Source organism: Microbacterium sp. G2-16M (assembly GCF_055809115.1).
Genome location: NZ_CM147897.1, coordinates 3,234,324 through 3,246,456, shown reverse-complemented (window position 1 = coordinate 3,246,456; position 12,133 = coordinate 3,234,324). Strand labels below are relative to the sequence as shown.

The following is a 12,133-nucleotide window of genomic DNA, read 5'->3' as shown; positions in this document are numbered from 1 at the left end:
TCATCCCGGCGCCGAGACCGCCGGCGGGCCGGCGCGGGCCGACGCGGTGGCCCAGAGCGCCCCGAACCCGAGGTGCACCGACACCGTGGCGACCAGCCCGTCCACCTCGCATGCGGTCAGCGCCGCGCCGTCCGCCTCGGCGAGCTGCGCCGCACGGTCGCAGGGGATGCCGGTGGCCGCTCCGGATGCCGCATCCGCCGCCGCGAGCGCCGCGGCGTCGGCGGCTCCGGCAGCGCGCTGCGCCTGCACGGCGGCCGCACCGACGGCTCCCAGCGAGACGGTCAGGACCGCGGCGACCCCCATGGTCCCGACCGCGAGCACGGTGCTGGCCATCGGTGTCTCACAGCCCGCCGGCCAGCGCGCACGACTGCGCGCGCAGCGCGGCGATCGGCACGGGCAGACCGGCGGGCGCCGAGGCGTCCACGCAGACGAATTCGTCCCGGTGGCGCACGATGCCGGTGGCGCCGTCCACCGCGTCGGCAAGGACCGACTGCGCGCGGGCGACGGTTTCGCCGCGGGCCACGAGGCGCGCCGCGTCGGCCGCGGCATCCTGCAGCCGCACCTGTCGCCCGCAGGCGCCGAGCACGCCCGCGCCCAGGGCGAGGACGAGCACGACGGCGGGCAGGACGACCGCGAATTCGGCGGTCACCGATCCGCGGTCGTCCCGGTGGATCGTCATGACACGGTCAGGGCGCGACGGACGAGATCGGTGAGGATGCCGCGGACCTCGTCCGAGCGCATGATGACCACCAGCAGGCCGGCGAATGCCACCGCCGCCATCGTGGCGATCGCGTATTCGGCAGTGGCCGCGCCGGTGTCGTCGGCGTCGGCCGGGAACAGCCGGGCGGCTCGACGCCGGGTCAGGGCGGGAAGGGATGTCGTTCGGTTCATCGTTTCGCTCCTTATACATGGGTGGGTGGGCACGTCTTCTCACGGCGACGGTCATCTCACAGAGACAGCGGCGTCGAGGTGAGCACACTGAGCAGCATCGGGGCGACCCCGAGCAGCAGGAAGGCGGGCAGGGTGCACACGCCGAGCGGGATGAGCAGCCGCGATGACAGCCGGGCCGCGCGCATCCGTCCGTCGGTGCGGGCTCGGTGCCGGGCGAGGACGGCGCCGGCGCGGAGGAGTTCGGCGGCCGGCACCCCGGCCGAGCGAGAGAGGGTGAGGATGCCGGCGGTCTCGACGTCGACCGCCTCGGCGCCGGCCGCGGCCACGACCCGCTCGGCGCGCCCGATCGACACGCCGCCGGACAGGGCGATCGCCATCAGGTCCGCGCTCATGCCGGGCACGGCGTCGTCGGGGTCGGCGCGGCGGACCAGCATCCCGCTCCAGCGCCGTGCCGCCACGATCAGGCCGATCCCGGCGAGCGCGCAGACGATGCCCGCCGGACTGGCCACGAGCGTGCGGAGCGTGTCGAATCCGAGGGCGGCGCCCAGCCCCACGGCCACCAGCGGCAGCCAGGACATCAGGCGCGCGGTGCCGGCCGGCTCGGCCAGCGCGACGCGCACCTCGTCCCGGGTCTGCGCGGCATCCTGCAGCGCCGCGGCGATCCCGCGGAGGCTGTCGGCGAGCGGAGCCCCGACGGTCTGGGCGATGCTCCACGCCGCCGCCACATCCCGCCAGTCGTGGCCGGCCGCCGCGATCGCCGCCGGGATGTCCTGCCCGTCCTCGATCCGCGCGACCACCGCAGCCGCGTGGGCATCGCCGACGGCGGCGAGGTGCCGCCAGGCGGCGGCCGGCAGCACACCGGCCTGCAGCAGCACGGCCAGCCGCAGCACCGTGCCCGGATCCGGCCCGGCCGGCGGCGTCGGACGCCGGGGCCACGGCATCCTCACCATTCCCGCACCTCCATCGCCAGTCGTCCCTTGCGCACGAGCGGGCGGCCGAACCCGGCCACCCGGCGCGAGCCGTCCGGATCGCGCTCGAGGTGCAGCACCCCGCCGATCGCGCTGGCGACCTGGCGCGCGAGGGCCGTGTCGCCCAGGCCGGCGAGCGCGCCGAGCGCCTCGAGCCGCGCCGGCACGTCGTCCAGACCGTTGGCATGGACCGTGCCGGCCCCGCCGTCATGACCGGTGTTCAGCGCGCTGAGCAGCTCGCGCACCTCGTCGCCGCGGCACTCCCCCACCACGAGCCGGTCCGGCCGCATCCGCAGCGCCTCGCGCACGAGCCGGGCCAGGCCGATGCCGCCGGCGCCCTCGAGGTTCGCCTGGCGCGCCTCCAGCGACACATGATGCGGGTGGACGATCTGCAGCTCGGCGACGTCCTCGATCGTGACGATGCGCTCGGTGGGCGGCACCCGCGAGAGCATCGCGCCCAGCAGAGTGGTCTTGCCGGTGCCGGCGGCACCGGTGATCAGGACGTTCTCCCGCGCCCGGATGAGCTCTTCGAGCCGCCCGCGCCCGTCGTGGTCGATGGTGCCGGTCCGCTCCAGACCGTCCAGGCCGAGGCCGGTCGCCCGCGGCACGCGTATCGAGATCGCCGTGCCGCCGCGTGCCACCGGGGGCAGCACGGCATGGATGCGGATCCCCGCCTCCAGCCGCACGTCCACGCAGGGATGCGCGTCGTCGATGTGCCGGTTGCCGGCGCTGATCAGCGCGACCGCGAGATCGCGCACATCGGCCTCGGCCGCGCGCCATCGCGGCTCGCGCTGCCCGCCGCTGCCGCGGTCGATGAACAGTCCGTCCGCGCCGTTGACGAAGATGTCGGTCACCGCGGGGTCGTCCAGGTACGGCGCGAACGGATCGAGCGCCGGATGCCGCGGGCCGGCCGGCGGCGGCCCGGGGGGCGCGGCCTCGGCCGGTGCCGGCACCGCGGTGCCGGGTCGAGGACGGACGACGAAGGGCTCGGGCATGCCCCGAATCTAGGCATCCGCCGGGCTGCGGTTGTCCGCGAGCGGCGGATCCGTGGACAACGTCCCGCCCGCGCCCGGCTGGGGAGGAACCGGCGCCGCGGTGCCGGCGGACAGCATCGGCCGAAACGTGTGGATGGGGTGGGGCTAGCCGCGTGATTTCGGGGTAGAACGTGGCCCTGGGAACGCGGAGAGGCACGCCTCGCCAGAACTGGAGCAATCGCTCGTCATGCGTTACCCATCTCCGCCCACCATTCGCACAGAACGCGACCATAGTCGCGCGAAGCGCTCGAAAGGTGGCTGAGCGCCTCCGGAGTCATGGCCGACGGCTTCTGGAACAACCCAGCGCCACCGTACGTGTCGGCATACGCCCGCAACCAAGCGACTCGCCGCTTAGCAGGTTCACCGTGCGGCTCACCGCTTAAGTGGATGACCAATGCCCCCTCCACGTCGTCTAGCGTGGCTCGTGAGACATCCTGTCTGTCAGTGCGCCTCCCCTGGGCGAAACGAAAAATAGCCATCTGGTTGGCCGATCCGGCGACGCCAGCGAGCAAGGCTGTGATGTCGGCCGCGGAACGCTCGGGAAAGTCCCGTGCTAGTTCGGCGCGAAGCGCGTCTTGGCCCGCCTTGTCAAGGACTGGCTCCCCTTGGGCTGCAGCGGCCGCTGCTGACACCGCGCGCCGAGCGACAGATCGGGAGTGTTCGAACGGCAAGCGCCAGTACACCTTCTCCGTGTCATACGTCTCGTGACTTGTCACGCGCCGCACAATCCTCACCTCCGTCAGCCGAGCCCGCTCGGCAGACTTCCCCGCCGTCAGTAAACTACGACAGTCTCGGCGAGCCCGAGACTCTCGCAGTCGTACAGGACGCCGGTCGACTTGATGTAAGCGCTGACTTCGTTCGTCCAACGGCCCGCATACAGGTTCCCTTGCCTTTCCCACGACGAAGAGACACCCCAGGTGCTGTATGGCACGTATGCCGTACCGCCACCCGACGTATTGATGTCGCCGACCTGGGCGCTGATGTAGAAGTTCCCGTTGGGCATGTTGTAGGCACCGACGTCAAAGTGGACGTGATCGTGAGCGTTACTGGCCCATAGGAAGGCCGTGCCGCAGTTGCCGGTGATCGTGTTGTAGGGCTGGACCGCCACCCCTTGCGGGGTCGTGCTCTGATGTGGGATGGCCACCATCTGCACCTCGACGGCCGTCCCCGCATTCACGGCCGCCTGCCACTGGGCCTGTGTCGTCGGTGCCGCAGGCGGAGCTGCGGTTGATGCGAATGCTGGCCCCGCTGGCCCCAAGAGGGCTACCGCGGCTAGCCCCGCTGTGGCAACGAGAGCAACTACAGAACGGTTGTACATCATCGCGCCTCATCCATATTCACATTTTCGGATGCCCACGTTCTACGCCCTCGGTGGTGGGTTTGGCAATGGAATGGATAAGCGCATCAGTTGACTCTTCCGCCCGACGGACCGGGTACGCAAACGCTCGCACTCCCTTGCCGACCTGTTCACCTTCCTCGACCCAGCCCTCGACCGGCTGGCGATCTCCTCGACGACGAACAAGATCGAAGGAGGCATCAACTCACCCATGAGAGACCTCCTCAAACGTCGCCGGGGCTGACCGAACTGCACCAGAAACGCACACTGGAATGGTGGCTCTACACGCACTGTCCCGCCACCCGACCCCCGTCAGCGATGCTCGAGAACCACACCCCACCGGGCCATGCGGGAACCGGCGCCCGAGCAGGTCGACGACCCTGACAGCCCCGCCCTCTGCGACACCGGGCTCGACGCCGCCGAATGCCTCTGGCTGCGCACCGGGTGGGCCGGACGCGGATGACACGCCCGAACCATTCACACTTTCTGGCCGATAGGCCCCGGCGGACAACCATCCCAGGGGCGAAAAGAGGCGGCATCCCATGGGGGGAATGGGATGCCGCCGTGCGCAACACCACAATCGGGGGGTGATCGGGATGCCGCAATGCCAGAATCGAATGTTCGGCCGAGGATGAGCTTACGCAACTTCGTTGAAGACGACAAACAAATCAGCACCCGGGACGTGATATATCGAGTGACGATTTCCTCATCCGCGGTGCCATCGAGAGACCGCTCCCACCCCGCGCACCCCCACTATCGGCGGTAGTGGCACCATCAGGGCGGGAGTAGATTGACCGACGGCCTGGGCGGCGCCGGATGTCGCCCTACCCCGTCACCCGCAGTCACCCCGCAAAGGAGCGCCCCCATGAGCAGCCAGATCGATCATCTCCTCGACGAGGACCGCGAGTTCCCGCCGTCCGCGGAATTCGCCGCTTCCGCGAACGGCTCGGCGGAGCTCTATCAGCGGGCCGGCGCCGACCGCGAGGGATTCTGGGCCGACCAGGCCCGCGAGCTGCTGCACTGGCACACGCCGTTCACCCAGGTGCTCGACTGGTCGAATGCGCCGTTCGCGAAGTGGTTCGACGACGGCGAGCTGTCGGTGGCCTACAACTGCCTCGACCGACATGTCGAGGCCGGCAACGGCGACCGCGTGGCGCTGCTGTTCGAGGGCGAGCCCGGCGACTCGCGACGCATCACCTACGCTGAGCTGACCGCCGAAGTGAAGAGGGCCGCGAACGCCCTCGAGCAGCTGGGCATCGGCCAGGGCGACCGGGTGGCGATCTATCTGCCGATGATCCCCGAGGCGGTCGTGGCCATGCTGGCGTGCGCCCGGGTGGGCGCCATCCACTCGGTCGTGTTCGGCGGCTTCTCGGCCGACAGCCTCCGGTCGCGGGTGGATGACGCGGCCGCTCGGCTCGTGATCACCGCCGACGGGGGCTACCGCAAGGGCAAGGTGTCGCCGCTCAAGCCCGCCGTCGACATGGCGCTGGCCGATCGCGGCGCCGGGGTGCAGGAGACCGTCGAGCATGTCGTGGTCGTCCGCCGCGGCGAGAACGACGTGGAGTGGACCGAGGGCCGCGACCTGTGGTGGCACGACCTGATGGAGCAGGCCGCCCCCGAGCACGAGGCGAAGCCGTTCCCGGCCGAGAACCCGCTGTACATCCTGTACACGTCCGGCACGACCGGCAAGCCCAAGGGCGTCATCCACACCTCGGGCGGGTACCTCACCCAGGCGGCCTTCACCAACCGGTACGCGCTGGACATCCATCCCGAGACGGATGTCTTCTGGTGCACCGCCGACATCGGCTGGGTCACCGGACACACCTACGTGGTCTACGGACCGCTCGCGCTGGGCGCCACGCAGGTGATGTACGAGGGAACCCCCGAGACGCCGCACCCGGGGCGCTGGTGGGAGATCGTGCAGAAGTACGGCGTGTCGATCCTGTACACCGCACCGACCGCCATCCGCTCCTTCATGAAGCAGGGTCGGCAGATCCCGCAGCAGTTCGACCTGTCCAGCATCCGGCTGCTGGGTTCGGTCGGCGAGCCGATCAACCCCGAGGCCTGGATCTGGTATCGCGACATCATCGGCGGCGGCGACGTCCCGATCGTCGACACCTGGTGGCAGACCGAGACCGGAGCGGCGATGATCGCGCCATTGCCGGGTGTGACCGCCGCCAAGCCGGGCTCGGCGCAGGTGCCGCTGCCGGGGATCACGGTGGACGTCGTCGACGAGCAGGGGCAGCGGGTCGAGAACGGCAACGGCGGCCTGCTGGTGGTCACCGAGCCGTGGCCGGCGATGCTGCGCGGCGTCTGGGGCGACCCCGAGCGCTTCACGGCCACGTACTGGGAGAAGTTCGCCGCGCAGGGCTACTACTTCGCCGGGGACGGCGCGCGCAAGGACGAGGACGGCGACATCTGGCTGCTGGGACGCGTCGACGACGTGATGAACGTCTCGGGCCATCGCCTGTCCACCACTGAGATCGAGTCGTCGCTGGTCGCGCACGAGGCGGTCGCCGAGTCGGCGGTGGTCGGTGCGACCGACGACACGACCGGCGAGGCGGTGGTCGCGTTCGTGATCATCAAGGAGAGCTATCTGTCCGCCCACTCCCCCGAGGGGCTGGCGGGCACGCTGCGCGGGTGGGTGGGCGAGCAGATCGGCCCGATCGCGCGGCCGCGCGACATCTACATCGTCGGCGAGCTGCCCAAGACCCGTTCGGGCAAGATCATGCGCCGGCTGCTGCGCGACGTGGCCGACGGGCGCGAGGTCGGCGACACCACGACCCTCGCCGACACCGCCGTGATGAGCATCATCTCCGCACAGGTGAGATAGGTGGGATCCGCACGATGGGCGGACGGCCGGGACCCATAGGTCCCTGAGCGAGCGCAGCGAGACGAAGGGCCGGGCCCACAAATCCCTGAGCGAGCGCAGCGAGACGAAGGGCCAGAACCCACAGATCCCTGAGCGAGCGCAGCGAGACGAAGGGCCAGGCCCGGGCGATCGCGGGGGCCACCGGCCCTTCGTCTCGTCGCTGCGCTCCTCGCTCAGGGACCTGGAAAGGGCGCCACCGGCCCTTCGTCTCGTCGCTGCGCTCCTCGCTCAGGGACCTGGTGGGAGCTCGTGCCATCGATGCCGTACGCTCCAGCCGGGGAGTTCGTCGTACCGACCGTCGATCAAGAGCTCCTTCTTCGCCCGGGTCCAGCCGTGGATGCGCCTCTCCCACAAGTACGCTGCGTCGACGTGATCGAAGTCGCAGTGCCAGACGAGTTCCACCGGCCTGTGCTTTCGAGTGTGGTTCGCACCGACACCCGACTGGTGCTCTGCAATTCGCAACTCGAGGTTCGTAGTGCTTCCCGTGTAGTACGAGCCGTCGGCGCAGCGAAGGATGTAGACCGCGGGCATGACTCGACGGTAGATCGCGAGTCCCATCGGCGGTGAGAGTTGTCCACAGGTCCCTGAGCGAGCGCAGCGAGACGAAGGGCCGGGTCCCGGGCGATCGCAGGGCCACCGGCCCTTCGTCTCGTCGCTGCGCTCCTCGCTCAGGGACCTGGTGGGAGGACTCAGGGGGCGACGGAGAAGATGACCTCGACCTCGACCGGACTGTCCAGCGGGAGCACGGGGGCTGCGACCGCCGAGCGCGCGTGCCGTCCCGCCTCGCCGAACACCTCGCCGAGGAGCTCGCTCGCGCCGTTGATGACTCCCGGCTGCCCGGTGAAGTCGGGTGTGGATGCCACGAACCCGGTGACCTTGACGACCCCGGTAAGCCGGTCCACGCCGCCGACGGCCGCAGCTGCGGCGGCGATGGCGTTCAGCGCGGACTGGCGGGCGTAGCCCTTCGCATCCTCTGCCGTGACCGCGCCGCCGACCTTGCCGGTCGCCGGCAGCGCGCCGCCCGACATGGGCAGCTGGCCGGAGGTGTACACGAGGTCGCCGTGGACGATCGCCGGAATGTAGGCGGCGACCGGTGGGACGACGTCCGGCAGGGCGATGCCGAGGTCCTGGAGAGTCTGCGAGACGCTCATCTCAGCGCCCTTCGAACTGGACGGATGCCTCGGCCGCGGCATCCAGCCCCGCGTTGGCTGTGCCGCCCCCGAGCGGGCGCTTGAAGTAGGCGACGAGGCCGCCTTCGGGGCCCTGGACGACCTGCACGAGCTCCCAGCCCTGCTTGCCCCAGTTGTTGAGGATGGCCGCGGTGTTGTGGATCACCAGCGGCGTGGTGAGGTATTCCCAGGTGGTCATCGGGCTCTGGCTCCTTCGAATCCGGCACGGGCGTCACGGCAGGTTCTCAGCCGCCCCCTGGAGGCTTCGCCCAGCAATCTCCTTTACGATCAAGCCTATGCCCCACTCGAAACGCACGGCTGCTGGCGTGGCCGGCGGGCTGCTCGGCCTGGTCGGCCTGAGCGCAGTCGCCGGACTCCTCATCACCGCGACGGTCACCCCTGCCGTCGCCGTCACCAGCGCCGCAGCCACCAGCGCGATCGACATGTTCAACAACCTGCCGAGCGTGCTGACCATCGACAAGCTCAGCCTTCCCACCACCCTGGTCTACAAGGACAAGGGCAAGGACGTCACCCTGGCGACGTACTACGACCAGAACCGCGACCCGGTGAAATTCACCGAGGTCGCCCCGGTCATGTACGACGCGCTGCTGTCCAGCGAGGACCCGCGCTTCTACGAGCACGGCGGCATCGACCTGGTCGGCACGACGCGTGCCCTGCTGTCCAACGCACAGGGGGCCGGCCAGACGCAGGGCGGCTCTTCGATCAGCCAGCAGTACGTGAAGAACGTGCTCGTGCAGAAGTGCTACTGGGACGCGAAGACCGACAAGGAAGTGCGGGAGTGCTACGTGCGCGCGACCGACTCCGAGGGTCCCGACGGCTATCAGCGCAAGCTGCAGGAGATGCGGTACGCGATCGCACTCGAGCAGCGGTACTCCAAGAACGACATCCTGCTCGGATACCTGAACATCGCGAACTTCGGCGGCGTGACCTATGGCATCGAGGCCGCCGCGGTGCGCTACTTCGGGGTGCACGCGAGCAAGCTCTCGGTCGCACAGGCGGCCACGCTGGCCGGAATGGTGCAGAACCCGAACACGTACCGCATCGATCTGCCGAAGGGCACGACCACCAACAGCAAGGGCGAGGCCGTCAACAGCAAGGCCGACGGCTACTCGCTGACCAAGAAGCGGCAGACCTACGTCCTGGACCGGATGCTCAAGGACGGCAAGATCACCCAGAAGCAGCATGACGAGGCGTACAAGGCCAAGATCGTCCCGAAGATCACCGACGTGCGGACCGGGTGCAACGGCTCGAACAAGATCGCGCCGTACTTCTGCCAGTACGTCACGTCCGTCATCAAGAACGATCCGGCGTTCAAGGAGAACGGCCAGGAGCTGCTGCAGAAGGGTGGGCTGAAGATCTACACCACGCTCGACCCGCGCGTGCAGAAGGTGGCGAACAAGGCGCAGGACGAGTACGTGCCCAACTCGGTGAAGGGCATGAACTTCGGGTCGACCTCGGTGAGCGTCGAGGCCAAGACCGGCCGGGTGCTGGCCATCGCGCAGAACACCGCCTACAAGGCCGCCGGTGAGACCGAGCCGGGCAAGACATCGCTGGTGTACGCCGGCGACAAGCAGTTCGGGGGGTCGGGAGGCTTCCAGGCCGGATCGACGTTCAAGCTGTTCACGCTCGTGGACTGGCTCGAGCAGGGCAAGTCCCTCAACCAGATCGTCAACGGCACGAATCGCACCATCAGCACATGGCCCTCCAGCTGCGTCGACGGCGGGGCGCTCACCGGTACCCCTTACAACGTCCGCAACTACGACAAGGTGCGCGGCTACTTCGGCACTCCGAAGCGCTTCACCGCCCAGTCGCTGAACTCCGGATTCACCGGCATGGCCTCTCAGCTCGACCTGTGCGACATCGGGAATGTCGCCAAGCGGCTCGGCGTGACCGACCCCAACGGCAGCGTGCTTCCCCTCGCGACCAAGGCTCCGAACCCCTCCGAGATCATCGGCGTGGACAAGGTCTCGCCCATGGCGATGGCCGGGGCCTATGCGGCGATCGCCAACAAGGGCGTGTTCTGCCAGCCGCGCGTGATCGACAAGATCGTCGATTCCACCGGCAAGGAACTCGAGCTGCCCAAGCGGACGTGCACCCGGGTGCTCGACGAGAAGGTCGCCGCCACCGCCGCGTACGCCCTGCAGGGCGTGATGACGGGTAACGGATCCGGTGCGTTCGGCAACCCGAACGACGGTACGCAGCTGATCGGCAAGACCGGCACGCACGAGACCTACCAGACGTGGCTGATCACGGCGAACACCAAGGTCGCCACCGCGAACCTGGTGGGAACGGTCGACACCGAAACTCCTTCAGGAGACGACCCCGACCTGTTCCACCACTACTACGACGGCTGGCAGCTCTCCAGCATCCGGTACCGGCTGGCACGCTCCATCCAGGGGGCGATCGACGGGATCTATCCCGGTGGGAAGTTCCCCGACCCCGATTCGAACCTGACCCGCCAGGTGCTGGTGACCCTGCCGAGTGTGGTGGGCATGTCGGTGGATGACGCGACGAAGAAGCTCGAGAGTGCCGGATTCTCGGTGACCGTCGGCGACGAGGTCGACTCCGATCAGCCGAAGGGCCAGATCGCCGAGCAGAGCCCCGGCGCGGGCAAGGTCGCCGGCGGCACGAACGTGACGATCAGCCCCAGCAACGGCAAGGGCATCGCGGTGCCCGACGTGACCGGGCGGTCGCCGGAAGAGGCGGTCGCGATGATCCGCGGCGCCGGCTTCGGCAACGTCGACACCCAGTGTCAGAAGGACGACGCCGGCGACGGCACCGTGACGGGGACCGATCCGGCGGCCGATACGGTCACCGGGCCGAACACCAAGGTGACGGTCACGTATAAGGCGCCGGACTGCGGCGGCGGCAAGCCGGACAAGCCGGGCAAGGGCGAAGGCCGCGGTTGACCCGCGCCGACTCCCCCGCGCGCACCGCCCTCACCGTGCTCGGCACGGTGGGGGCGGTCGGCGTCGGCGCCGCGGTCTGGGGCATCGGCATCGAACGCTATCTGTTCACGGTGCGCCGCCACGTGCTGCGGATGCTGCCGCCCGGCGCCGCGCCGATCCGCGTGCTGCACCTGTCGGACGCGCACATGGCGCCCTGGCAGCACCGCAAGCAGCGATGGATCGCGTCGCTGGCCGCGCTGCGGCCGGACGTGATCGTGAACACCGGCGACAACATCGGCCACATCGACGGGCTCGCGGGCATCCGTGATGCATTCGCGCCGTTCCGCGGCATCCCGGGCCTGTTCGTGCACGGATCGAACGATCACGTCGCACCGTCGCCGCGCAACCCGTTCAAGTACTTCTCCGGGCCGTCGCGCCACGTCATCGAGGCGGAGCCGGTGGATGTCACGGCCCTGGATGCCTTCCTGTCGGACGAACTCGGCTGGACGGGCATCAACAACGCCGCTGCATCGATCGCGGTGAACGGGCTGCGCATCGACGCATTCGGCGTCAACGACGCGCACCGGGACTGGGACGATCTCGACGCACTGCCGGATGCGATGGCGGCGCTCGGGACCGGCGCCGACCTGACCTGGGGCGTCACCCACGCACCGTACCGCCGCGTGCTCGACCGCTTCGTCGAACTGGGCGCCGAGGCGCTGTTCGCCGGGCACACGCACGGCGGCCAGGTGCGCATCCCGTTCTCGCCGAAGGCGCTCGTCGCGAACTGCGACATCCCACTGGATCAGGCCCGCGGACTGAGCAGCTGGACCCACGGCGGCCGTACCGTGCCGTTGAACGTCAGCGCCGGCATCGGCCACTCGATCTACGCGCCCGTGCGGTTCGCCTGCCGCCCCGAGGCGTCCCTCATCACCCTGCTGCCGCGGTAGCGGC

At 69.5% G+C, this 12,133-nt stretch carries 12 protein-coding genes; 3 read left to right on the top strand and 9 right to left on the bottom strand.

Annotated elements, in window-relative coordinates:
* From AC0L6F_RS15290 to AC0L6F_RS15265, 6 genes are all read right to left on the bottom strand, one after another.
* On the bottom strand, positions 1-333 hold the full coding sequence (locus AC0L6F_RS15290) for an Rv3654c family TadE-like protein (RefSeq protein WP_473538532.1): 333 nt from the start codon (positions 331-333) through the stop codon (positions 1-3).
* 7 nt (positions 334-340) lie between these two features.
* Positions 341-679 (bottom strand): TadE family type IV pilus minor pilin, encoded by a 339-nt coding sequence (locus AC0L6F_RS15285; RefSeq protein ID WP_274637410.1) that lies wholly within the window; start codon positions 677-679, stop codon positions 341-343.
* The gene (locus tag AC0L6F_RS15280) at positions 676-891 is read right to left on the bottom strand and encodes a DUF4244 domain-containing protein (RefSeq protein WP_473538531.1); all 216 of its coding nucleotides are present in this window, start codon (positions 889-891) and stop codon (positions 676-678) included. The genes AC0L6F_RS15285 and AC0L6F_RS15280 overlap by 4 nt, the downstream gene beginning before the upstream one ends.
* A gap of 56 nt (positions 892-947) precedes the next feature.
* On the bottom strand, positions 948-1,832 hold the full coding sequence (locus tag AC0L6F_RS15275) for a type II secretion system F family protein (protein ID WP_473538530.1): 885 nt from the start codon (positions 1,830-1,832) through the stop codon (positions 948-950).
* A 2-nt stretch (positions 1,833-1,834) separates the two neighbouring features.
* Entirely contained in the window at positions 1,835-2,854 is a 1,020-nt protein-coding gene (locus tag AC0L6F_RS15270; protein WP_473538529.1) for a TadA family conjugal transfer-associated ATPase, read from the bottom strand.
* An 811-nt stretch (positions 2,855-3,665) separates the two neighbouring features.
* On the bottom strand, positions 3,666-4,070 hold the full coding sequence (locus tag AC0L6F_RS15265; RefSeq protein ID WP_274637406.1) for a hypothetical protein: 405 nt from the start codon (positions 4,068-4,070) through the stop codon (positions 3,666-3,668).
* Between the two features lie 1,024 nt (positions 4,071-5,094).
* Here AC0L6F_RS15265 and acs point away from each other — a divergent pair.
* Positions 5,095-7,062, top strand: coding sequence for an acetate--CoA ligase (acs, locus tag AC0L6F_RS15260; RefSeq protein WP_473538528.1), 1,968 nt, complete (start codon positions 5,095-5,097; stop codon positions 7,060-7,062).
* A gap of 267 nt (positions 7,063-7,329) precedes the next feature.
* On the opposite strand, the gene AC0L6F_RS15255 is transcribed toward acs, so the two are convergent.
* The 3 genes from AC0L6F_RS15255 to AC0L6F_RS15245 all read right to left on the bottom strand — a co-directional run bounded on the left by AC0L6F_RS15255 (position 7,330) and on the right by AC0L6F_RS15245 (position 8,469).
* Positions 7,330-7,632, bottom strand: a complete 303-nt coding sequence (locus AC0L6F_RS15255; protein ID WP_274637404.1) for a GIY-YIG nuclease family protein — start codon at positions 7,630-7,632, stop codon at positions 7,330-7,332.
* 158 nt (positions 7,633-7,790) lie between these two features.
* Entirely contained in the window at positions 7,791-8,252 is a 462-nt protein-coding gene (locus AC0L6F_RS15250; RefSeq protein WP_274637403.1) for a RidA family protein, read from the bottom strand.
* Position 8,253: 1 nt separating this feature from the next.
* A complete protein-coding gene (locus AC0L6F_RS15245) occupies positions 8,254-8,469 on the bottom strand; it encodes a DUF4177 domain-containing protein (RefSeq protein WP_259611517.1) in 216 nt (71 codons plus the stop codon).
* Between the two features lie 97 nt (positions 8,470-8,566).
* Here AC0L6F_RS15245 and AC0L6F_RS15240 point away from each other — a divergent pair, with 97 nt between their 5' ends.
* Both AC0L6F_RS15240 and AC0L6F_RS15235 read left to right on the top strand, forming a co-directional pair.
* On the top strand, positions 8,567-11,200 hold the full coding sequence (locus tag AC0L6F_RS15240) for a transglycosylase domain-containing protein (RefSeq protein ID WP_274637402.1): 2,634 nt from the start codon (positions 8,567-8,569) through the stop codon (positions 11,198-11,200).
* Positions 11,197-12,129, top strand: coding sequence for a metallophosphoesterase (locus AC0L6F_RS15235; protein WP_274637401.1), 933 nt, complete (start codon positions 11,197-11,199; stop codon positions 12,127-12,129). The genes AC0L6F_RS15240 and AC0L6F_RS15235 overlap by 4 nt, the downstream gene beginning before the upstream one ends.
* The last annotated feature ends 4 nt before the right edge of the window (positions 12,130-12,133 follow it).